The organism is Streptomyces sp. NPDC002537 (assembly GCF_053594975.1).
Genome location: NZ_JBSFWT010000007.1, coordinates 106,999 through 127,656, shown reverse-complemented (window position 1 = coordinate 127,656; position 20,658 = coordinate 106,999). Strand labels below are relative to the sequence as shown.

General features: G+C 70.2%; 21 protein-coding genes. 7 read left to right on the top strand and 14 right to left on the bottom strand.

What is annotated here, in order from left to right; translation table 11 throughout:
• Positions 1 to 131: 131 nt before the first annotated feature.
• The 4 genes from ACWD4A_RS05590 to ACWD4A_RS05575 form a co-directional block, all read right to left on the bottom strand.
• On the bottom strand, positions 132 to 593 hold the full coding sequence (locus ACWD4A_RS05590; protein WP_451189854.1) for a rodlin: 462 nt from the start codon (positions 591 to 593) through the stop codon (positions 132 to 134).
• Positions 594 to 825: 232 nt separating this feature from the next.
• Positions 826 to 1,224, bottom strand: coding sequence for a rodlin (locus tag ACWD4A_RS05585; protein WP_451189852.1), 399 nt, complete (start codon positions 1,222 to 1,224; stop codon positions 826 to 828).
• A gap of 142 nt (positions 1,225 to 1,366) precedes the next feature.
• Positions 1,367 to 1,603 (bottom strand): hypothetical protein, encoded by a 237-nt coding sequence (locus tag ACWD4A_RS05580; RefSeq protein ID WP_451189851.1) that lies wholly within the window; start codon positions 1,601 to 1,603, stop codon positions 1,367 to 1,369.
• Positions 1,600 to 2,280 (bottom strand): DsbA family oxidoreductase, encoded by a 681-nt coding sequence (locus ACWD4A_RS05575; protein ID WP_451189849.1) that lies wholly within the window; start codon positions 2,278 to 2,280, stop codon positions 1,600 to 1,602. The genes ACWD4A_RS05580 and ACWD4A_RS05575 overlap by 4 nt, the downstream gene beginning before the upstream one ends.
• Before the next feature lie 548 nt (positions 2,281 to 2,828).
• Here ACWD4A_RS05575 and ACWD4A_RS05570 point away from each other — a divergent pair.
• Positions 2,829 to 3,413: a TetR/AcrR family transcriptional regulator gene (locus tag ACWD4A_RS05570; protein ID WP_451189848.1), complete on the top strand. Its 585-nt coding sequence runs from the start codon at positions 2,829 to 2,831 to the stop codon at positions 3,411 to 3,413.
• 6 nt (positions 3,414 to 3,419) lie between these two features.
• On the opposite strand, the gene ACWD4A_RS05565 is transcribed toward ACWD4A_RS05570, so the two are convergent.
• Complete coding sequence (locus ACWD4A_RS05565) at positions 3,420 to 4,097, bottom strand: ScbR family autoregulator-binding transcription factor (RefSeq protein ID WP_451189847.1); 678 nt, start codon at positions 4,095 to 4,097, stop codon at positions 3,420 to 3,422.
• Between the two features lie 240 nt (positions 4,098 to 4,337).
• Between ACWD4A_RS05565 and ACWD4A_RS05560 the strand changes: the two genes are divergently transcribed.
• Positions 4,338 to 5,399: an alpha/beta hydrolase gene (locus tag ACWD4A_RS05560; protein WP_451189845.1), complete on the top strand. Its 1,062-nt coding sequence runs from the start codon at positions 4,338 to 4,340 to the stop codon at positions 5,397 to 5,399.
• A gap of 92 nt (positions 5,400 to 5,491) precedes the next feature.
• Here ACWD4A_RS05560 and ACWD4A_RS05555 read toward each other — a convergent pair whose 3' ends face one another.
• On the bottom strand, positions 5,492 to 6,667 hold the full coding sequence (locus tag ACWD4A_RS05555) for an alpha/beta hydrolase (RefSeq protein WP_451189842.1): 1,176 nt from the start codon (positions 6,665 to 6,667) through the stop codon (positions 5,492 to 5,494).
• 213 nt (positions 6,668 to 6,880) lie between these two features.
• Between ACWD4A_RS05555 and ACWD4A_RS05550 the strand changes: the two genes are divergently transcribed.
• From ACWD4A_RS05550 to ACWD4A_RS05540, 3 genes are all read left to right on the top strand, one after another.
• Positions 6,881 to 7,405, top strand: coding sequence for a GNAT family N-acetyltransferase (locus ACWD4A_RS05550; protein ID WP_451189840.1), 525 nt, complete (start codon positions 6,881 to 6,883; stop codon positions 7,403 to 7,405).
• Between the two features lie 275 nt (positions 7,406 to 7,680).
• Positions 7,681 to 8,334 carry a response regulator transcription factor gene (locus ACWD4A_RS05545; RefSeq protein ID WP_451189837.1) on the top strand — a complete coding sequence of 218 codons (654 nt, stop codon included), beginning with the start codon at positions 7,681 to 7,683 and terminating at the stop codon, positions 8,332 to 8,334.
• Complete coding sequence (locus tag ACWD4A_RS05540; protein ID WP_451189835.1) at positions 8,331 to 9,500, top strand: sensor histidine kinase; 1,170 nt, start codon at positions 8,331 to 8,333, stop codon at positions 9,498 to 9,500. The genes ACWD4A_RS05545 and ACWD4A_RS05540 overlap by 4 nt, the downstream gene beginning before the upstream one ends.
• Here the strand turns inward: ACWD4A_RS05540 and ACWD4A_RS05535 are convergent.
• From ACWD4A_RS05535 to aspS, 6 genes are all read right to left on the bottom strand, one after another.
• Complete coding sequence (locus ACWD4A_RS05535; protein ID WP_451189833.1) at positions 9,490 to 10,635, bottom strand: VWA domain-containing protein; 1,146 nt, start codon at positions 10,633 to 10,635, stop codon at positions 9,490 to 9,492. The two genes, ACWD4A_RS05540 and ACWD4A_RS05535, sit on opposite strands and share 11 nt — an antisense overlap.
• 363 nt (positions 10,636 to 10,998) lie before the next feature.
• Complete coding sequence (locus tag ACWD4A_RS05530) at positions 10,999 to 11,361, bottom strand: DNA-binding response regulator (RefSeq protein ID WP_451189832.1); 363 nt, start codon at positions 11,359 to 11,361, stop codon at positions 10,999 to 11,001.
• Between the two features lie 156 nt (positions 11,362 to 11,517).
• A complete protein-coding gene (gene metG, locus ACWD4A_RS05525; RefSeq protein WP_451189830.1) occupies positions 11,518 to 13,233 on the bottom strand; it encodes a methionine--tRNA ligase in 1,716 nt (571 codons plus the stop codon).
• Positions 13,234 to 13,349: 116 nt separating this feature from the next.
• Complete coding sequence (locus ACWD4A_RS05520) at positions 13,350 to 13,619, bottom strand: DUF7848 domain-containing protein (protein ID WP_451189828.1); 270 nt, start codon at positions 13,617 to 13,619, stop codon at positions 13,350 to 13,352.
• Positions 13,607 to 13,861: a hypothetical protein gene (locus tag ACWD4A_RS05515; protein WP_451189825.1), complete on the bottom strand. Its 255-nt coding sequence runs from the start codon at positions 13,859 to 13,861 to the stop codon at positions 13,607 to 13,609. The genes ACWD4A_RS05520 and ACWD4A_RS05515 overlap by 13 nt, the downstream gene beginning before the upstream one ends.
• A gap of 167 nt (positions 13,862 to 14,028) precedes the next feature.
• Complete coding sequence (gene aspS, locus ACWD4A_RS05510) at positions 14,029 to 15,837, bottom strand: aspartate--tRNA ligase (protein ID WP_451189823.1); 1,809 nt, start codon at positions 15,835 to 15,837, stop codon at positions 14,029 to 14,031.
• Positions 15,838 to 16,012: 175 nt separating this feature from the next.
• On the opposite strand from aspS, the gene ACWD4A_RS05505 reads away from it, so the two are divergent.
• Complete coding sequence (locus ACWD4A_RS05505) at positions 16,013 to 18,148, top strand: ATP-binding SpoIIE family protein phosphatase (protein WP_451189820.1); 2,136 nt, start codon at positions 16,013 to 16,015, stop codon at positions 18,146 to 18,148.
• A gap of 45 nt (positions 18,149 to 18,193) precedes the next feature.
• On the opposite strand, the gene ACWD4A_RS05500 is transcribed toward ACWD4A_RS05505, so the two are convergent.
• On the bottom strand, positions 18,194 to 19,144 hold the full coding sequence (locus ACWD4A_RS05500) for a pirin family protein (protein ID WP_451189817.1): 951 nt from the start codon (positions 19,142 to 19,144) through the stop codon (positions 18,194 to 18,196).
• 111 nt (positions 19,145 to 19,255) lie between these two features.
• Between ACWD4A_RS05500 and ACWD4A_RS05495 the strand changes: the two genes are divergently transcribed.
• Entirely contained in the window at positions 19,256 to 20,191 is a 936-nt protein-coding gene (locus tag ACWD4A_RS05495; protein WP_451189815.1) for a trypsin-like serine peptidase, read from the top strand.
• A 9-nt stretch (positions 20,192 to 20,200) separates the two neighbouring features.
• Here ACWD4A_RS05495 and ACWD4A_RS05490 read toward each other — a convergent pair whose 3' ends face one another.
• Positions 20,201 to 20,653 carry an SseB family protein gene (locus ACWD4A_RS05490; protein WP_451189813.1) on the bottom strand — a complete coding sequence of 151 codons (453 nt, stop codon included), beginning with the start codon at positions 20,651 to 20,653 and terminating at the stop codon, positions 20,201 to 20,203.
• Positions 20,654 to 20,658 lie beyond the last annotated feature (5 nt).

Sequence of the window (20,658 nt, the reverse complement as noted above, 5' to 3'; positions counted from 1 at the left end):
CCTTGTTCCGCTTCTGTCGGACGGTCATGGCCAGAAAGAGCGGGCTCACGGGCGTCGGCAGGCATCAGGCAGGCACGTGGAAAGCCGCCCCCGGGTCGGCCCGGGGGCGGCTTGCTCAGATGCGGGAGGGGTCAGCGGCCGTGGCCGTGGCCCTCGTGACCGCCGTGACCTTCGTGGCCGTGGCCATGGCCTTCGTGGTCTTCCCTGTTGAAGGAGCCGTTGTCGGAGAGGATCGGGATCTCGTCGAGGATGTGCGACAGCGGCGCGTCCCCCTGACTGACCGTCGAGTTCTCCGTGCACTGCTGCTGCGCCTGCTGGGACAGGATCGGAATGTCCTGGAGGCCGACGTTGATCAGGCCGACCAGCGACTGGGCGCCGAGCTTGCCGATGCCGATGCACGGCTTGTTCAGCGAGCCGTTGATGAGCCCCATCTGGGGGCTCATATAGCCGCCGGTCCAGGTATTGCCGTACATCTGGGCCGCGCCATTGGCATTGGCCACACCGTTGTCATTGCCCACCGCCATCGCCGGCACGGACGATACCGCGGCCGTGGAGGCCGCGAGCGCCGCGATGGCCACTACTTTCTTGATCACACTGTTCCTTCGCTGTGGTCGACGAATTACGGGAGCGCCCTGGCTAACTTGATAATTCGCCCGAGGTTATTCGCCTTCACCCCTTCGGCCCACCCCGCGAACCGATCAGAATAAATATGGCGGCCCGGCCCGGCCGTCGGAATCCGACAGGGAAAATCCCCCCTGCCGCGGGGCCCGCACACCCGCGGCAGAGGGGTTTTTCGCTGCGTCCGGTACCGCTCGGCGACTACGGTCAGCCGTTGCCGGAACCGTTGCCCGACACGACCGGGATCTCCGACAGGATGTGCGACAGCTGGGCGTCGCCCTCCCTGATCGTGGAGTTGTCGGTGCACTGCTGCTGCGCCTGCTGAGTGGCGATCGGCACGTCCTGGACGCCCACGTTGATCAGGGCCAGGACCGACTGGAGGCCGAGCTTGCCGATGCCCAGGCACGGCTTGTTCAGCGTGCCCTGGATCAGGCTCATCTGCGGGCTCTCCACACCCCCGGTCTTGGTGTTCCCGTAACCGGTCCTGGCAGCGTTGGCATTGGCGACATCGCTGTCATTCCCGATCGCCAGCGCGGGTCCGGCGAGGGAGCCGACCGCGGAAACCGACAGGGCCGCCGTGGCCATTACCTTCTTGAGCACGTCCATGCCTTTCGATCGTTTAGCGCCCCCACTGGGAAAGCGTTCTGAATAACTCCGGCCCCATGCATAGGTTCCGGGGTTTCACTCATTCGAGCCAGTGGGCGCGCTGCACGTATTACTGGCACATCGCGGCGCGTACTAATTGCTTTTATGACCGGCCGAGGCGCCGATAAGCCATGATGCTGGCGAGCGTGACATAGCGATAAGGGCCGCAGCATTCGGTGCCCAGTACGCCGCGGTCGATCAGCCGGTGCACGGTCCACGGCGTGAGCCCGAGCAGCTCGGCGGCGGACCGGACGGGCAGGCTCATGTCCTCGAAGACCCCGGGAAGGGGGCGCTGCCGGGGCGGGGCGGCGGCGTCGGGGAAGGCCGTCGGCGCGGTCATCGGCCGACCCCGCCGACCGGCACACGAGTGCCGTCGGAGGGAAGGGCGGACGCGGACAGCGCTTCGCGCAGGGCGCGTTCCGGCTGCCTGCCGCACAGCACGCGGTCGCCCGCCCGGAAGAGCGGCACCCCGACGACGCCGTGCCGGCGCAGCCGGCCCATCTCCTCGCGCAGGTCCTCGGCGGCGGCCTCCGCTCCCCGGAGAAAACCGTCCGGTATGGATGCATCGCCATGGGCTGTTTCCACGCCGCACTCGTCGGCGAGCTCCCGGAGCACCGCCGGGTCGCCGATGTGCAGCCCGTCGGTGAAGTACGCGCGGAAGAGGCGCTCCACCATGACCTCCGCGCGGCCCTGGGCCGCCGCACGGGCGATGAGCAGGTGGGCCCCGAAGCTGTTGCCGACGACGGCCCGGTCGAGGCGCAACTCCAGCCCCTCTTGGGCCGCCTGACGGGTGAAACGGGCCATATAGGACTCGGCCTCGGCGCCGAAGATGCCCTCCAGAACCGACGGCAGCGGCTGCGGGACGTCGGGCGCGGCGGGCGCGATCTGGTACGGACGGAACGTCAGCTCGACCTGCTCGCCCCCGGCTCGCAGCCGGTCGGCTGCCCGTCTGAGGCGGGTATAGCCGATATAGGAGTGGACACAGATGACGTCCAGGACCATATCCGCCTTCACCATCGGAACCCCCCAAAGCGCGGTTTTCCATACCGCTGAGCGACTTCACAGGAACCTAGATCAGCAACTTGCCGGGCGTCAAGTATGTTTCTGCGCCCTGTGGGCCGGAGGTGGGCGCCGGACTCCCGCGGTGCGCGCAGCGCTCCGGAACGACATAAGGGGACGGGGCGGACCGGGCGCTCGTGACACGGGCGCGCACGCCCGGTGCGGACGACACACGCCGTGTCGTGGCCGCGCGCTACCGGTCGCCCCGGAAGAGGCGGAGGATCTCATCGGGCCTGATTCGGACCGGAGTTGAGGAGTTCCCGTCGAGCGTATAGGCGACGGCGGCCACAACAATGTACGTATTGCGTGCCGGTGGTGTCGCGGTCGCCGCCACCACCTCCGCGGCGGCCGTCTCCTGCGGCATGATCTCGACGCATCTCTCCCCTGGCGTGTGCGACGACGTCCCGGCCCGGTGATCCACGTACTGACGGAAGGCTGCTAACTTGCCGGGCGTCAAGTAGGTTCAGCTGGGGGCGGCAGGTTCCCGACAACAGCAGGAGAGACCCATGGGCAGCGGCACCCCTCAGCAGGCGCGCAGGAGCGACACCCGTGAGCGCATCCAGAAAACGGCCCTGGACCTCTTTGTCTCGCGCGGCTACGAGAAGACCTCGCTACGGGAGATCGCCGAGGAGCTCGGCGTCACCAAGGCCGCGCTGTACTACCACTTCAAGACGAAGGAGGACATCCTCACCGCGATCTCCGAGGATCTGGGGCGCCCGGTCGACGAGCTGATCGCCTGGGCGAAGGAACAGCCACCGACCCTGGATACCAGGCGGGAGCTGATGACCCGCTACAGCGCGGCGCTGAAGTCGGCCATGCCGATCTACCACATCCTCCAGGAGAACCAGGCGACCCTGCGCGACCTGTCCGTCGGACGGACGCTGCGCAACCGGGTGGAGGCCATCTCCCGGCTGATGCACACCGGCGACCTCGACTTCGACACGCACATCCGCGTCGCCAGCGCCCTGCTGACCGTCCACTTCGGGGCGTTCACGCTGGGCCACCTGAGCGGCACGGAGGAGGAGAAGCGGCAGGCGCTCCTCCACATCGCGCTGGGCACCCTCGACTCGGCGGCGAACGCGTCCGGCTGACCTCTTTCAGGTGACCCCGGCCGGGGCGGCGGCCCGCTGCTGCCGTTCCAGCTCCGCCAGTGCGCGGGCGCCCCGGCCGGGTGCGATGTCGAGCCGGGCGAGCACCGCGGGCACCGCCACCCCGGGCATCAGGTGCTCGTACAGGCAGATGGCCCGGCGCTCCAGGTCGGCCCGGCCGCAGACCGTCTGCGAGAGGGCGTTGATGCCCCCGTACGCGGCCACGATCAACTCCGCCACCTCGGACGGCATCACGTGCGGCAGCACCTCGCCGCGCTCCTTGCCCTCCATCAGCGTGCGGGTGTGCAGGGCCGTCCAGTCGCTGAACTGCCCCACGCGGTGCGGCGCCGCGGCGCTGTGCTCGATGGAGAGCCGCACGCTGCCGCGCAGCACCGGGTCCACCAGCAGCCGGTGCGTGAAGATCATGCCGATGTCGACCAGTTCCTGCATCTTGGAGGAGCGCGGCAGTTCGGGGCGGACGGGGGCGATGGACACCTGGGCCTGGACCACGGCGTGCGCCAGGTCCTCCTTGGAGGCGAAGTGGAAGTACAGGGCGCCTTTGGTCACTTCGGCGCGGGCGAGGATCTCGTTGATGGTCGCCGCGTCATAGCCCCGCTCGTCGAACACCACCGCGGCCGCTTCCAGGATGGCCCGCCGCGTTCTGATCGCACGGTCCTGCTTTGCCACGGTACACCTCCGCATCGCTGAGTGACCCGCGCTCCGCGTTCTGGGCGGCAGGGCGAATCGCTGACCGCTTCGCTGCCGCCGGATTCCGCGCGCAGCCGCCGTAGAGCGTATGCAGGACACCCGCGTCAAGGGAGGGGAGCGAACCAGCCATCGTGTCCGGCGCCCCCGCCCGAAGGGAGTTCACTAGGGTCGGACACCACCGGCCGCGGCCGGTCCGACGAGCCGGAGGAGCCCGCACGGATGAGTCTCACGGGGACCGCCTTCTTCGCGCTGCTCATCGCGGCGACCGTGCTGGCCGTGCTGGCCACGCTGGTGCTGTGGGCGAGGATCCCCGGGCCGCGGCCGTTCGCCTGGCTGACGCGGATCGTGCTGATCGCGCTGTGCCAGGCGACCGCGATCTGTGTGGTGGCGACCTGGATCAACAGCAGTTACGGACTCTACGCCTCCTGGGACGACCTGCTCGGCAGACCGGGTGGCACGGGCCCGGTGTCGATGCCCGGCCCGCCCCCGGAGCGGGCCCGCTTCCTGCGCGGGGACGCCGGGATACAGGAGACGTACGTCCGCGGGCGCGCCTCGGCGCTGTCCGGGCAGGTGATGGTCTGGACCCCGCCGCAGTACGACGAGCCGCGCTACCGGAAGACCGCGTTCCCCGTGGTGCTGCTGCTGCACGGCGTGCCCGGGTCGCCGCAGTCGTGGATGGAGCAGGGCCATATGCCCGGCGACTTCCAGAAGCTGCTGCGGGCCGGGGCGAGCAGGCCGTTCATCCTCGTCGTGCCGATCATCAACCCCGGCGGGGTGGACACGGACTGCACGGACACCACCGGCCACAAGGTCGCGACCTGGCTCTCCTCCGACGTCCCGGATCTGATCCGGCACCACTTCCGGACCGGAAAGGGCCCGCACTACTGGGGGCTGCTGGGCATCTCCACGGGCGGCTACTGCGCGGCCAAGCTGCCCCTGCAGTACCCGAAGGTGTTCGGCGCCGGCGCGGCGCTGGACCCCGACCCGCTGACCGGTGACCGGGGCGTCCTGCCCGACTCCCAACTGCGGCTGCACAACAGCCCCATGTGGCTGGTGGCGCACACCCAGGCGGACGTCGGGCTGTTCCTGGCGACGTCGCGGCAGGACCGGGACAGCCCGCCCTCCTACATCGAGGAATTCCAGCGGGCGGCGGCGGGCAGCAAGGTCCGGCTGAAGACGATGGTGGCGCCGAAGGGCGGCCACAACTACAACACGTGGATCTCGATGTATCCGGCGGCGTTCGGCTGGCTGGGCGAGGAACTGGACCAAGGCCCCTCGTAATCACCCGCGATCACTCGTGATCGCCCGTGATCACCGCGATCCGCGGACGGAAAAGGGGGCCCATGAGGCCCCCTTTCTCTTCTCGCGAGAAATCAGCTGTTGGTGTCCTGGGGGAAGACCAGCTGCTTGCTCATCCACTGCAGGCTCGGCGCGATCTCCCGCCGCCACGTGGTGAAGTTATGGCTGCCCTCCTCCAAAATGATCTTGGATGCGGACATCGGTTCCTTGACGGCCTTGAGGAACTTCTCGGTCTCCTTGAAGTTCTTCTCGCCCTTCTTGCTGCTGGTGACGAGCACCGAGACCTTCGGCGGGGGCATGTTCTTCAGCCGCCAGATCAGGTCGTGCTCGCGCTCCCGCTGCTTGGCGTCGTCACCGCTGCCGAAGAGGTTGCCCGTGGTCAGATCGTTCTTGATCCTGTAGTCGGCGGAGAGCGCGGCCGCCGCGGGGTAGACCGAGGGCTGGCGCATGGCGAGTTCCAGGGCGCAGGTGCCGCCCGAGGAGTAGCCCATGGCGCCCCACGCGCTGGCCTCGTGCCCGACGCGGTAGGCGCTGCGCAGCGCCTCGGGCACGTCCTTGGTGAAGTACGTCTCCGCCTGCGGGCCGCCCGGGACGTCCACGCACTCGGTGTCGCGCGGCGGGGCGATCGTCGGCCGGAGCATCACGATCACCGTCGGCTGCATCGCCTTCTGCGCCAGCAGTTCGCTCGCGGTCTTCGGGATCTGGAGGAACTTCGAGAGGTTGTCGATGCCGCCCGGGTAGCCGCTGATGGCCACGATCACGGGGAAGCGCTGGCGCTCGTACTGCTTCTGGAAGTACTGCGGCGGCAGATAGACGAACGCGGGCTCGACGACATTGGCCCGGCGGCCGACCAGGCGCACCGACTGCACCATGCCGACCTGCTCCTTCGGGCCCTGCGGGAGGCCCATGTGGTCCACGTTCTCCGTGCCCGAGGGCCGGATCAGGCCGCCCTTGCCCGTGTCGACCGCGGCGTTCGCGTTGGTGTCGGTCACCGCGGTGACCTGGCCCGGCGAGCGGTCGTACCGACCGAGGAGCTGGCCCCAGGTGCCATAGAAACTGTTCGCGGAATTCACCGCCAGCAGCACCACCGACATGATCGACAGCTGCGTCACCAGGATCGAACCGAGCCGGCCCAGAACGGGCAGCACGCCGCGCCCGGACAGTCGCGGCCAGAGCCATACGGTGAGACCGACGCACAGCACGGCGACGAACACGACCGTATACAAGAGTGACCGGCTGGTCAGGCCCATACGGCTCTCAACTCCCTGCCCCGCGGTGGGTACTCATGTTCGGTAAAACAATGCTCTCCGATAAAGAGGCCGGAATGGGTGGACAGGGTTGCCCAGGACCCATTTCTTACCCTGCTCTTGTCCTTCCCGTGGCCTGTACGTACGGCCCCGTTGGGGCGCCGGAAACCGCCCCGTCAGGGGGTGGGTGACGGCCCCACTGGGCAGGAACGCGGCATGAGCGACGTCTTCTTGCGCAGGCTGAGCCGCTGGCAGTCCGATCAGTACCGCGAGCAGCTCGCGGACCTCCACGTGGCGGCGTACGAGGGCCTCCACCACCGCGACCGCTTCAGGGAACGGCTCGCCGAGGACGCCTCGCGGCCCGGCTTCGACCTGGTGATCGCCGAGCACCGGGGACCGGTCGGCTGCGCGTACGGCTATCCCCTGGCCCGCGACAGCGGCCGGTGGCAGGGGTTCGCCGGGCCCGTCCCCGCCGATCTCGCGGAGCTGACGGCGGCGGGGCGGGTGTTCCTGGTCGCGGAGCTGATGGTGCTGCCGCGGTACCGGGGGCAGGGGATCGGGCGACGGCTCCACGACCGGTTGCTGTCGGGGGGCGGGGCGCTGCTGGCGACGATGCTCGTCCCTGCCGGGGGCGTGGACGCGGGTGCCGCTGCGCGGCTGGCGTGGGGGTGGGCGCCGGCCGGGAAACTCCATGCCGACGACTTGGTGCTGGAGGTGTATACGCGGCCGTTGCACCGCTGAGCCCTGCCTGCGGGCCGGTGGTCGGGTTGTGCCCACCCTCCCCCAGCTACCGCTGGGAGGTGCCCCCAGCCTTGCGGAACGCCTGCCCACAACCTTCGGGGTGCGCAATCCAGCCCGTCCGGCGTTTGAGGACGCGGCCGGAGGGCGCTCCCGCCGCAGGCGGCGAACCGGTCCGCGGACAGCCGTGAGACAGCAACCCGAGACATCCGCGAAACATCCCATCGGGTACACCGCATGCTGGAAGGGGGTTAATCGACACAAGGATGGACACCGTCATGCGCGTGCTGGTCGCTGAAGACGAAGAGATGCTCGCCGAGCTGGTGGCGACGGGGCTGCGGAGGGCCGGGTTCGCCGTGGACACGGTGTACAGCGGGGACGCGGCGATCGCCTATCTGGACCTGCACGACTACGACGTGGTGGTCCTCGACCGCGACCTCCCCCGGGTGCACGGCGACGACGTCACCCGCCGTCTGGTGGCCTCCGGCTCCCGTACCCGCATCCTGATGCTCACGGCGGCGGGCAGCATGGAGGACCGCGTCGCCGGGCTGGACCTGGGCGCCGACGACTACCTGCCCAAGCCGTTCGAGTTCCCCGAGCTGGTCTCGCGCGTACGGGCCCTGCGCCGCCGCAGCGCCCGCCCCGCGCCGCCGGTGCTGGAGCGGGCCGGGCTCCGGCTGGACACCGTACGGCGCACCGCGACCCGCGACGGCCGGGACCTGGACCTCTCCCCCAAGGAGTTCGCCCTGCTGCAGATCCTGCTGGAGGCGGAGGGCGCGGTGGTCAGCGCGGAGGAGCTGCTGGAGCGGGCCTGGGACGCGCACGCCGACCCCTTCACGGGCGCGGTGCGGGTGGCCATGAGCAAGCTGCGCGGCAAGCTCGGCGACCCGCCGCTGATCCGTACCGTCCAGGGCGTCGGGTACGCCCTGTGAAGCGTCCGCGCCGGCCCGTGCTCACCGCCCGCACGCGCATCGCCGTCGCGTACGGCGCGGTGTTCCTCGTGCTGGGCACGGTCCTGCTGGTCACGGTCAACGTGCTGTCCCGTGCGGGCACGCGCGAGCAGGCGACGGTGATCGCCCGTACCGCCGTGCCGGTGGAGGCGCTGCGGCCCGGCCAGCCGGTGCCGGGGCAGCCGGCCGGGACCCTGGAGCCGTCCACGATCTACCAGGTCAGCGGCGACGTCAGCAACGCGGCCTCGCACCAGCTCGTCCTGTGGTCCGCGCTCGCGCTGCTGGTCATCGCGCTGCTGGCGGTCGGCGTCGGCTGGTGGACGGCCGGGCGGGTGCTGCGGCCCGTGCACGCGATGACCGCGACCGCCCGCCGCATCTCCGAGCGCAATCTGCACGAGCGGATCGAGCAGCAGGGGCCGGACGACGAGCTGAAGGAGCTGGCCGACACGATCGACGCGCTCCTCGGACGGCTGGAGGGCGCCTTCGACAGCCAGCGCCGTTTCGTCTCCAACGCCTCGCACGAGCTGCGCACCCCGCTCGCGACCCAGCGCGCCGCCATCCAGGTGGGCCTGGACGGCGACCCGTCGCCGGAGGACCTGGCCCGTACGAAGACGCTGCTGCTGGAGACCAACCGGCGCTCGGAGCACCTGATCGACGGTCTTCTCGCGCTGGCCCGCAGCGAGCGCGGCCTGGAGCGCCGGGACCCGCTCGACCTCGTGGACGTCGTCGCGGAGGAGGTCGCGGCCGTCGCGGGCCGCGCGGAGCGGGAGGGCGTACGCCTCCGGGCGTACTCCACGGCGTCCCCGCTCACCGGCAACCGCGTGCTGCTCGCGCAGCTCGTCGGCAACCTGCTGCGCAACGCGGTCGGTTACAACCACCGGGGCGGCACCGTCGACGTGCGCGTGGAGCCCGGGCGGCTGACCGTCACGAACACCGGCCCAGAGGTACCCGCGCACGAGACCGAGGCGCTCTTCGAACCGTTCCGCCGGGGCGCGGGCAGGGAGCGGCTCGCCGGGGGCGCGGGTCTGGGCCTGTCGATCGTGCGGTCCATCGCGCGCGCCCACGGCGGCCGTGCGTACGCCTCCCCGCGCCGCGGCGGGGGTCTGCGTGTGACGGTCGAACTCGGCCGGCCGGAGCTCAGTCGGTGACGATGCCCGTCGCGCGGGCCTCCGCCAGCCAGTCCGGGAACTCCACCATCAGCTCCCGGTAGAGCTGGGCGTCCGTCAGGGACCTGGGGTCGCGGCCCGCGTGGAAGAAGCCCGCGTTGTCGATGACGCGCTTCTCCGGCACCGGCAGGTCGTCCAGCTTGCGGAGGAAGTCGAAGCCCTTGCCCTCCGGGTCGCCGAAGCCGACGAACTGCCAGAAGATCGGCAGGTGCGCGGCTTCGCAGAGGGCGCGCTCGGCGGCGGGCTTGCTGTAGGGGCCGCCGTCCGTCTGGAAGACGACGAAGGCGGGGTCGGTGGCACCCGACTGCTTGTAGTGCTCGATCACCGCTTCCATGGCCCAGTGGTAGTTGGTGCGGCCCATGTGACCCATGCCGCTGTGGAGTTCGTCGATGCGGCCCGCGTAGTTCGTGAGGTCCAGTTCCGCCGTGCCGTCGACGTCGGTGGAGAAGAAGACGACCGGTACGGTGCCGTCGTCGTCGAGGTTCGCGGAGAGCCCGAGTACCTGCTCGGCGAGGTGCTGGACCGTGCCGTTCCTGTAGTACTCGCGCATCGAGCCCGACCGGTCGAGGACCAGGTAGACGGCCGCGCGCTGACCCGTCAGGCCCTGCTTCTCCAGCGAGACCGCCGCCGCCTTGTAGAGGCTGACCAGCGCGGGCGCGGTGCGCTCCAGCTTCGTCAGGCTCACGGCCGCCTCGCGCGGCGGCATCGCGGGCTGGGGCTCCGGCGTCGGCTCCGGACCCGGCGCGGGCTCCGGCTTGGGCACGGGCCGCGGCGTGGGCTCGGGCTCCTCCGGCACCGGGACCGGGCTGGGCGCCGGCTCGGGCTGCGGGATCGGCTTGGGCGTGGGCAGCGGCGTCGGCTGGGGCTCCGGCTCCGGGAGCGGGTCCGGCCTCGGCACGGGTCCCGGCGTCGGGGCGGGGATGGGGCCGAGCGGGCCGGGATCGGGGATGGTGTCCGTGGTGGACTGCGCGGGCAGCGCCGTGCGGAGCGGTGCGGAACCGGCGGCCGGTTCCGCCTCCCGGCCCGTGTTCTGCTGGGGCAGGGTGGGTTCGTCGCGTTCGGCTGCGGATGACTTGTTACGGCCGAACGCGTTCCGCAGCAGACTCCGGATGCCCATGTGGAGAAGTCCTTCACGTTGTCGTGGGAGCTGATTTTGTCCGGAGTGCGGGCATTTATCCCTTGTCCGGTCGCAACGTAAGGCTAGCCGTCACGCTCTGCTCGGCGTGTGCCATGGGTCGTGTCCACGGGGTTCTTTCCCCTGGGCGACTCAAGACCCCGAACACGCCCCCCGCACCCCAGCGCGCCCCCGGAACGAGGTGACGCCCATCAGATCGACTGACTACCCTAGGTAGTCACAGAGTTACTCTGTGAATCGGGTCCGATGAGGGGGAGGGGAGCCCGGGTGGCGGGAGTGGAGTCCCACCTCCCGCCACCCGGGCAGACTTCCACGGCCGTCCGAACCGACGTCACATCAGCGTTGTCACATCAGCGCCGTCACCAGCGGCACCTTCGGGCAGCACCCCGCCGCCGAGTGCAGCGCCCGCAGCAGCCGCCCCTGCGTGAGCCGCGGCAGCCACAGCACGGACCGCACCCCGTACTCCGCGACGGCCATCAGCTCCAGATCCCCGAGCTCCTCCGCCACGAGCACCACCCGGCCCGCCGGGGAGAGCCTGCGCAGTTCCGCCGCGGCCGGTGCGTCGTCCGGGCCCATCAGGACCACGGAGACGTCCCCGTCCTCCCGCACCACGCGCATCTCCGACGACGCCCGGAGCCTGCGGACGAATCTCGCCCGGTTGAGCTCGTCGGTCGCGTACACGGTCACGGTGATGCGTTTGTCGGACACTTTTCTCTTCCTCGTCTTCCCCGTCTTCCCCCACGTCTCTACGGCTCCCACCTTGCAGGGCCGCCGTCAACGAACGATTGCCGATCGATCAACTCGAATGAATCGGGCCCGGAACCAAGGAGGTTCCGGGCCCGGTCAGCCGTTCAGCGCGAGGGGTTACGCGTCCTCGCCGCCGCCGAAGCGCTCGCGGTACGCCGCCAGGTCGTCCTCGGTGATCTTCGCGAAGAGCACCGGCGGTACGGAGAAGGACGTACCCGCCGGGACGAAGGTCAGCGACTTGGCCTCGTCCGAGGTGACCCAGGTGCGGGCGTCGTCGGCCAGCGCGAACGCGGAGCGCATCGCGGCGGCGGACGCCGGGATGAACGGCTCGGACACCACCGCGTAGAGGTGGATCAGGTTCATCGCCGTGCGCAGCGTCAGCGCGGCGCCCTCGGGGTCGGTCTTGATCTCCAGCCAGGGGGCCTTGGTCTCCAGGTAGGAGTTGCCCGCGCTCCACAGCGCGCGCAGCGCCTGGGCGGCCTTGCGGAACTGCATGGCCTCCATGTGGTTCTCGTACTCGGTCAGCAGCGCGGCGACCTCGCGGCCGAGCTCCGCCTCCGCCTCGCCGGCCTCGCTGCCCGCCGGGACCTCGTCGCCGAAGCGCTTCTTGGAGAACGACAGGACGCGGTTGACGAAGTTGCCGAGAACGTCGGCGAGGTCCTTGTTGACCGTGGCGGAGAACAGCTCCCAGGTGAAGGACGTGTCGTCCGACTCGGGGGCGTTGGCCATCATGAAATAGCGCCAGTAGTCGGCGGGCAGCAGCTCCAGGGCGTCGTGCGTGAAGACACCGCGCTTCTGGGAGGTGGAGAACTTGCCGCCGTAGTAGTTGAGCCAGTTGAAGGCCTTGACGTAGTCGACCTTCTTCCACGGCTCACGGGTGCCGAGCTGCGTGGCGGGGAACATCACCGTGTGGAACGGGACGTTGTCCTTGCCCATGAACTGGGTGTAGCGGACGTCGTCGGCCTCGTACCACCACGACTTCCAGTCGCGGTTCTCCTGGTCCTGGTCCGCCCACTCCTTGGTGGCGCCGATGTATTCGACCGGGGCGTCGAACCATACGTAGAAGACCTTGCCCTCGGCCGCGAGCTCCGGCCAGGTGTCGGCCGGGACGGGCACGCCCCAGTCCAGGTCACGGGTGATGGCGCGGTCGTTGAGGCCCTCGGTCAGCCACTTGCGGGCGATGGAGGAGGCCAGCACCGGCCAGTCCTTGCCGTGCTCGTCGATCCACGCCTCGACCTCGCCCTGGAGCTTCGACTGGAGCAGGAAGAGGTGCTTGGTCTCGCGCACCTCGAGGTCGCTGCTGCCGCTGATCGCCGAGCGGGGCTCGATCAGGTCCGTCGGGTCCAGCACCCGGGTGCAGTTCTCGCACTGGTCGCCGCGCGCCTTGTCGTAGCCGCAGTGCGGGCAGGTGCCGACGATGTAGCGGTCCGGCAGGAAGCGCTCGTCGGTGATCGAGAAGACCTGGCGGATCGCCCGCTCCTCGATGAAACCGTTCTCCTTGAGCTTCCGCGCGAAGTGCTGGGTGATCTCGCGGTTCTCGGGGGACGAGCTGCGGCCGAAGTAGTCGAAGGACAGCCCGAAGCCGTCGTAGATCGCCTTCTGGGCCTCGTGCTGCTGCGCGCAGAACTCGGCGACCGGCAGACCGGCCTCCTTGGCCGCCAGCTCGGCGGGCGTGCCGTGCTCGTCGGTGGCGCAGATGTAGAGGGTCTCGCGGCCGGTCTGGCGGAGGTACCTGGCGTACACGTCCGCCGGGAGCATGGACCCCACCATGTTGCCCAGGTGCTTGATCCCGTTGATGTACGGAAGGGCGCTGGTGATGAGGTGTCGAGCCATTTCCGGCTGCTCCCTGGTCGCGGGTGGTATGGAGGCCTTTAGCGTATCCGAGGGGCAGGGGGTGCCCGCGCGGCGATTTCGGCGTTCGCCGTGGGGGCACCCGGTGCGCTGTCGGCTCAGGCTCCGGCCACGGTGGGCGGTGGCTCCGCCATCCAGGCCCGCCACGGCCGCGTGATCACCTCCCGGTAGGTGTGGTGGGACGGGTTCCGCCCGGCATGCCGGAACGTCCAGCCCTGCGCGTCCGAGAAGTCCTCGACCGCCTCCGAACTCGCCTCGCAGACCGCGCACTGCATCGCGTACGTGATCGGCTCGGCGTCCGGCTCCCGGTCCGGCTGCAGCGTCCAGTTCCCGAAGAAGAAGACGGTGCGCGCGGTCAATGCCCCCACCTGCTCTCGGCGTTCAGCCGCGCGACACGCGCACGCAGCGTCTCCGCCTCGGACGCGGGCCGGGCGCACTCGGGCGGGCAGTCCCACTCGACGCCGCCCTGCGGGGGTCGTAGCTGTACGTATCCGGCGTGCCGGTCCATGACTTGGCCGAGGCGATTGGTGCGCGTGTCCACGGCATAGCTCACGGGTTCTGACTCGGAGTCGGCGGAGACGGGGAGCGTGGGGGGATTTTCTTTGCTCACCCCTTGAGGATGCCCACTCGGTACCGCTTCTGATCAGTCACCGGCCGGGTACCCAGAGTGAGGTACGGATCGGGGGCCAGAAGCTGCCCGTCCGTAGCCGGAAACGGCGATCGCCGGGTGGGCTCGAAGATCGAGCCCACCCGGCGATCGAAGGCGCCGGCGTCCGGCTACTTGGCCGGCTTCGCCGACTGCGGCTTGCGCAGCGAGAGGTGCAGCTCCTTCAGACGGGACTCGTCCACCTCGCTGGGGGCGCCCATCAGGAGGTCCTGCGCGTTGCCGTTCAGCGGGAACGCGATCGTCTCGCGGATGTTCGGCTCGTCGGCCAGCAGCATCACGATGCGGTCGACACCCGGCGCGATGCCGCCGTGCGGCGGGGCGCCGAACTTGAACGCGCGGAGCATGCCGCCGAACTCGCGCTCCACATCCTCGTTCGAGTAACCGGCGATCTCGAACGCGCGGTACATGACCTCGGGCTCGTGGTTGCGGATCGCGCCGGAGGACAGCTCGGTGCCGTTGCAGACGATGTCGTACTGCCAGGCCAGGATGTCCAGCGGGTCCATCGTGTTCAGCGCCTCCAGGCCGCCCTGCGGCATGGAGAAGGGGTTGTGCGAGAACTCGATCTTGCCGGTCTCCTCGTCCTTCTCGAACATCGGGAAGTCGACGATCCAGCAGAAGCGGAAGACGTTCTCCTCGAAGTGGCCGGCGCGCTTCGCGGCCTCGACGCGGACCGCGCCCATGATCTTGGAGACCTCGTCGAACTCGCCCGCGCCGAAGAAGACGGCGTGGCCGGGGGCCAGGTTCAGGGCCTCGGTGAGGGCCTTGACGTCCTCTTCGGTGAGGAACTTCGCGATCGGGCCGGAGAGCGTGGGGGTACCTCCCAGGCCGTCCAGGCTCTGGGGGACGCCCTCGCCGACGCGGACCCAGGCCAGACCCTTCGCGCCCTGCTCGACCGCGTACTCACCGAGGCCGTCGAAGAACTTGCGGCTCTGGCCGGCGGTGTCCGGCACGGCCAGCGCGCGGACGTGCTTGCCGGCGAACGCCTTGAAGCCGCTGTCGGCGAAGACGGCGGAGACGTCGACCAGCTCCAGCTTGGCGCGCAGGTCCGGCTTGTCGGAGCCGTACTTCAGCATGGCCTCGCGGAACGGGATGCGCGGGAACGGCGAGGTGACGTGGCGGCCGTTGCCGAACTCCTCGAAGAGCTCGGTCATGACCTTCTCGATGACCTGGAAGACGTCCTCCTGCTCGACGAAGGACATCTCCATGTCGAGCTGGTAGAACTCGCCCGGCGAGCGGTCCGCGCGGGCGTCCTCGTCACGGAAGCAGGGCGCGATCTGGAAGTAGCGGTCGAAGCCCGCGATCATCAGCAGCTGCTTGAACTGCTGCGGCGCCTGCGGCAGCGCGTAGAACTTGCCGGCGTGCAGCCGGGACGGCACCAGGAAGTCGCGCGCGCCCTCGGGGGAGGTGGCGGACAGGATCGGGGTGGCCAGCTCGTTGAAGCCCTGCGCGGTCATCTTCTGCCGGATGGCGGAGATGACCGCCGAGCGCAGCATGATGTTGCGGTGCATGCGCTCGCGGCGCAGGTCGAGGAAGCGGTACTCCAGGCGGCGCTCCTCGTTCACACCGTCGTCGGCGTTGATGGTGAACGGGATCTGCTCGGCGGCGCCGAGCACCTCGACCTCGGTGACCTCGATCTCGATCTCACCGGTGGACAGGTCGGGGTTGACGTTGTCCGCACCGCGGCTCATGACCTTGCCGTCCACGCGGACGACGGTCTCCTTGGTGAGGTGGCTCAGGGCCTCGTTCGCGGCGGTGCCGGGACGGGCGACGAGCTGGACCAGACCGTGGTGGTCGCGGAGATCGATGAAGAGGATGCCGCCCAGGTCGCGCCGATTGTGCAGCCAGCCACTCAGTCGCACGTCCGTGTCGACGTCAGCCGCACGGAGCTCGCCGCAAGTGTGGGACCGGTACCGATGCATCGTTCATCCAAGTCGTTGGTCGAGGTGTGATCGAGGTCGTCGATCGAGGCCTTGATCGAGGTCGTTGATCGTTGGGGGCGCCGGGTCAACGACGTAGCAGCCCCTGTGCAAGCCTACCCACTACCGCGAGCGGCCTCGGTGGTGTCCACTGGCGATACCCACATAAAGTGGGGCAATGCGCACCGAGGACGTACTGGCCGCCGTAGCGACCGGCCTGTGGCACTGGGACAACGCCACGCGCGTCGTCACCTTCGATGCCGAGGCCGCCCGCCTGCTCGGCCTCCCCGCCGCTCGGGTGGAGCTGACGGAATCCGCGACCCGCGCCCGGTTCCACGCGGTCGACTGGGTGGAGCTCCAGGGGATCATCAGCCTAGCGGTGGCGGAGGGCACCCTCGCCGAGGCCCGGATGCGGGTGGTGGACGAGGAGGGCCGGGTGCTGCGGACGCTGCGCACCCGCACCAAGCCGTACGTGCACGAGGGCGAGCACGTCCTCGTCGGCACCCTGGAGGAGGTCCCCCAGCCGCTGCAGGGGACGTCCACCTCCCGTACCTCCGTGACGGGCGACTGGCGGCGCAACAGAGAAGCGTTTCTGCTGGACGCCGGGCGGGCGCTCGCGGAGGCCAGGTCGACGGCGGAGGTGCTGCGGGTCGCGGCGGGCCTGTCGATGCCCGGCTTCGTGCCGTCGGGCCTGGCGGTCTTCAGCCCGCAGGCGGGCCGGGTCCGGGTCATCGGCCACCACGGCTACGGCCCCGGCCAGGCGGACCCCTTCCTGGACCTGCCGCTGGACGCTACCTACCCGGCCGCCGAGGTCATCCGCACCGGCCGGGCGATCTACCTGCCCTCCCCCGAGGACTACGAGCGCCGCTTCCCCGAGGCCTGGCGGATGGTGGCCCACTTCGGCCGCAGGTCGTGGGCGTTCCTGCCGCTGATCAACGCGGGGCAGACCATCGGCGCGTGGATGGCCGGGTTCAGCGTGCCGGTCTCCTTCACCCCCGACGAGCGGTCCGTGCTCACCACGGTGGCCCGGATGCTCGCGCAGGCGCTGGGCCGGGCCAGCGTCCACGAGTCCGAGCGGGAGCTGACCGTGGGACTCCAGCGCTCGATGATGCCGACGCTCCAGCCGGACATCCCCGGGATGTCGGTGGCCGCGCGGTATGTGCCGACCGGCGGCGGGCTGGAGGTCGGCGGCGACTGGTACGACATGATCCCGCTGCCCAACGGGAAGATCGCCCTGGTCATAGGGGACGTGCAGGGGCACGACGTCCGGGCCGCGGGGCTGATGGGGCAGCTGCGGATCGCACTGCGCGCGTACGCCTCCGAGGGGCACCACCCGGACGCGGTCCTCTCCCGCGCCTCGCGCTTCCTGGCGGGCATCAACGCCAGCGAGACCGAGGGCGACGACACGGACCCGCGCTTCGCGACCTGTCTGTACACCGAGGTCGACCCCGGCACCGGGCGGCTCACCATCGCCCGCGCCGGGCACCCCGACCCGGCGATCCGGCTCGCCGACGGCACCATGCTCATCCGCTCCACGGCCGGGGGCCTGCCGCTCGGCATCGACCCGGACACCGACTACCCGACCACCCGGCTCGTCCTCGAACACGGCGAGACGATGCTGGTCTGCACGGACGGGCTCATCGAGACCGGCGGCCACGACCTGGAGACCGGCTGGGCGCGGCTGCGCGGCATCATCGAGGGCCACTCGTTCGAACCGGACGGCGCGGGCGACGACCGGCTGGAGGCGCTCGCCGACGCGCTCGTCCAGGGCGTGCACGGACCGTCCTCCCACTACACGACCGGCCCGCTCGTGGACCGGCGCGAGGACGACATCGCCGTCCTGCTGCTGTCCCGCGACGGCACGGCCCCCGGCGGCGTGCCCGCCACCGTGCCGCATCCCGTGCGGCGCACCGTGATGTCCATCGCCCAGGCCGAACCGGAGCGCATCGCCGAGGCCCGGCAGCAGTTGCGCGTCCTCATGCACGACTGGCCGGACGGGGACCAGATCGACTCGGCGGTGCTGATGGTCTCCGAGATGGTCACCAACGTGCTCGTCCACACGGACGGGGACGCGCTGCTGTCCGCGCAGATCACGGGCGAGCGGGGGGCGCGCTGCGTCCGGGTGGACGTGGCCGACGCCAGCGACGAACTGCCGCACCGCAGGCACCCCGGGGAGATGGCGTCCTCCGGCCGCGGCCTGGTCCTGATGGAACTCCTGGCCGGAGCGTGGGGGGTGGACCCGCGGGGCGAGGGCAAGAACATCTGGTTCGAGCTGTACGAGGTGGACGGGGCGGCGGTGCCGGCCGAGGTCTGACCTCAGGCGCGGGCCCGTCGCACGGGGCTCCGCCCCGGACCTCGGTCACACATCCGCCGGGATGATCCCGAGCTTGCCCGACTGGTAGTCGTCGAAGGCCTGCGCCAGCTCGGCGTGGGTGTTCATGACGAACGGGCCGTAGTGCATCATCGGCTCGCGGATCGGCTGTCCGCCGAGCAGGACGACCTCGAAGTTCGCGCTGCGCGACTCCTGCGTCTCGTCCGCCCGGATCGTGATCGACTCGCCGTCGCCGAAGACGACGGACTGCCCCGTCCGGAACGGCCTCCGCTCCGCACCCGCGCTGCCCCGGCCGGCGAGGCCGTACGCGAGGGCGTTGAAGTCCGCGCGCCACGGCAGGGTGACCTCGGCACCGGGGTTCACCGACACGTGCATCATCGTGATCGGGGTGTGCGTGGCGCCGGGGCCCTGGTGGCCCGCGATGTCACCGGCGATCAGCCGCAGCAGCGCACCGCCGTCCCCGGAGGCGAGGAGCTTCACGCTGCCGCCCCGGATGTCCTGGTACTTCGGCGCGATCATCTTGTCCCGCTTCGGCAGGTTCACCCACAGCTGGAGGCCGTGGAAGAGGCCGCCGCTCATGACCAGCGACTCGGGCGGGGTCTCGATGTGCAGCAGGCCCGAGCCCGCCGTCATCCACTGGGTGTCGCCATCGGTGATGACCCCGCCGCCGCCGTGCGAGTCCCGGTGCACGAAGGTGCCGTCCATGATGTACGTGACGGTCTCGAAGCCCCGGTGCGGGTGCCAGGGCGTGCCCTTGGGCTCGCCCGCCGCGTACTCCACCTCGCCCATCTGGTCCATCATGATGAACGGGTCCAGGTACGCGTAGTTGATCCCCGCGAAGGCCCTGCGGACGGGGAAGCCCTCGCCCTCGAAACCGGACGGCGCGGTCGCGACGTGCAGCACCGGCCGCTGCCGGGCATCCGCCGGAGCGGAGACGCGCGGCAGGGTCAACGGGTTCTCTACGGTCACAGCCGGCATGACAGCCTCCTCGGTGTGTTCTGCCCCCAAGTTAGTTGAACGGTGAACAACTGGCAAGGTGCCCGCATTCCCGCACGCCGGGAGCGCACGCCGACCATGGACACTGGATCAATGCGCCTGAAAGCCGGCGGACCCGGCCCCGCCGCCCTCTCCGCCCTCATCGCCACCGTCCTGGTCCTGGGCGGCATCGCGCTGCTGGTGGCCAAGCACGGGGTCGCGACGGGCGGACCGGTCGCGGACGGCGACGCCTCCGGGCACTACATACAGCCGGAGGCACAGGGCGACGAGTCGGCGAAGGCGCTGCTGGCGGCGGTCCGTACGGGATCGGCGCCCGCCGCGCCGGAGACCCGGGCGGTACGGTCGGACCGCCCGGACCCGCTGCCCGCCTCGGAGCCGCTGGAGGCGGCGGAGACCAGGCCGTCACCGGCGGTCGGGCCGCTGTTCTACACGGGCCAGGGCACCCCGGGCCACGGCTGCACCGCGAGCGTGGTGCACAGCCCCAAGGGCGATCTGATCGTGACCGCGGCGCACTGCGTGCACCAGGACGGCTTCCGCACGGACATCGCGTTCGCGCCCGGCTTCCACGACGGGGTGGCGCCGTACGGGGTGTGGGTGCCGAAGTCGATCGACATCGACCCGGAGTGGGCCGCGGACCGCGACCCGGACCACGACGTGGCCTTCCTGCGCATGCGCAGAATGGGCGACAGCACGCCCATGGAGCGGATCACGGGCGCCGAGAAGCTCGCCCTGAAGCCCGCCCCGCACCGGCCCGCGCGGCTGATCGGCTACCCGGCCGACCGGGACACCCCGGTGGCCTGCCAGAACACGACGGACATGTACGGCTCCACGCAACTGCGCTTCGACTGCCGGGGCCTCACGAACGGCACCAGCGGCGGCCCGATCCTCACGGACGTCGACCCGGCGACGGGCCTGGGCACGGTCAACGGCGTCGTGGGCGGCCACCAGGAGGGCGGCGACGACGACACGTCGTACAGCTCGTACTTCGGCGACGGTGTCGCGACGCTCTACAAGCGGGCCACTTCCTAGGCGACCCCGTCAGCCATACATCCGGCGCATCGCGAAGTCGACCATCTGCTCGACCGCCTTCGCGTCGAAGACCATCCGGTGGTCGCCCTCCATGTCGAGGACGAAGCCGTAGCCGGTGGGCAGCAGGTCTATGACCTCGGCACCGGTGATCACGAAGTACTTGGACTCCTTGCCCGCGTACCGCCGCAGCTCCTTGAGCGAGGTGAACATCGGGATCACCGGCTGCTGGGTGTTGTGCAGCGCCAGGAAGCCGGGGTTGTCACCGCGCGGGCAGTAGACCTTGGAACCCGCGAAGACGACCTGGAAGTCCTCCGCGGACATCGACCCCGTGGTGAACGCCCGCACCGCGTCGGCGAGCGACGGCGGGGACGGCTCGGGATAGAGCGGCTGCTCGCCGTAGCCCCCGGGCTGCTGCGGCGGCGCGTAGCCCTGCGTTCCCGCGTTCTGGTCGTAGCCGTACATGGACC

Excerpts from the sequence above, each read along its gene's own strand:
- ACWD4A_RS05500 (WP_451189817.1), bottom strand. The coding sequence starts at position 19,144 with ATGCCGGCTGTGACCGTAGAGAACCCGTTGACCCTGCCGCGCGTCTCC.
- ACWD4A_RS05490 (WP_451189813.1), bottom strand. The coding sequence starts at position 20,653 with ATGTACGGCTACGACCAGAACGCGGGAACGCAGGGCTACGCGCCGCCG.
- ACWD4A_RS05560 (WP_451189845.1), top strand. The coding sequence starts at position 4,338 with ATGAGTCTCACGGGGACCGCCTTCTTCGCGCTGCTCATCGCGGCGACC.
- aspS (WP_451189823.1), bottom strand. The coding sequence starts at position 15,837 with ATGCATCGGTACCGGTCCCACACTTGCGGCGAGCTCCGTGCGGCTGAC.
- ACWD4A_RS05580 (WP_451189851.1), bottom strand. The coding sequence starts at position 1,603 with ATGACCGCGCCGACGGCCTTCCCCGACGCCGCCGCCCCGCCCCGGCAG.
- ACWD4A_RS05535 (WP_451189833.1), bottom strand. The coding sequence starts at position 10,635 with ATGGGCATCCGGAGTCTGCTGCGGAACGCGTTCGGCCGTAACAAGTCA.
- ACWD4A_RS05555 (WP_451189842.1), bottom strand. The coding sequence starts at position 6,667 with ATGGGCCTGACCAGCCGGTCACTCTTGTATACGGTCGTGTTCGTCGCC.
- ACWD4A_RS05550 (WP_451189840.1), top strand. The coding sequence starts at position 6,881 with ATGAGCGACGTCTTCTTGCGCAGGCTGAGCCGCTGGCAGTCCGATCAG.
- ACWD4A_RS05505 (WP_451189820.1), top strand. The coding sequence starts at position 16,013 with ATGCGCACCGAGGACGTACTGGCCGCCGTAGCGACCGGCCTGTGGCAC.
- ACWD4A_RS05585 (WP_451189852.1), bottom strand. The coding sequence starts at position 1,224 with ATGGACGTGCTCAAGAAGGTAATGGCCACGGCGGCCCTGTCGGTTTCC.
- ACWD4A_RS05570 (WP_451189848.1), top strand. The coding sequence starts at position 2,829 with ATGGGCAGCGGCACCCCTCAGCAGGCGCGCAGGAGCGACACCCGTGAG.
- ACWD4A_RS05545 (WP_451189837.1), top strand. The coding sequence starts at position 7,681 with ATGCGCGTGCTGGTCGCTGAAGACGAAGAGATGCTCGCCGAGCTGGTG.
- ACWD4A_RS05575 (WP_451189849.1), bottom strand. The coding sequence starts at position 2,280 with ATGGTGAAGGCGGATATGGTCCTGGACGTCATCTGTGTCCACTCCTAT.
- metG (WP_451189830.1), bottom strand. The coding sequence starts at position 13,233 with ATGGCTCGACACCTCATCACCAGCGCCCTTCCGTACATCAACGGGATC.
- ACWD4A_RS05495 (WP_451189815.1), top strand. The coding sequence starts at position 19,256 with ATGCGCCTGAAAGCCGGCGGACCCGGCCCCGCCGCCCTCTCCGCCCTC.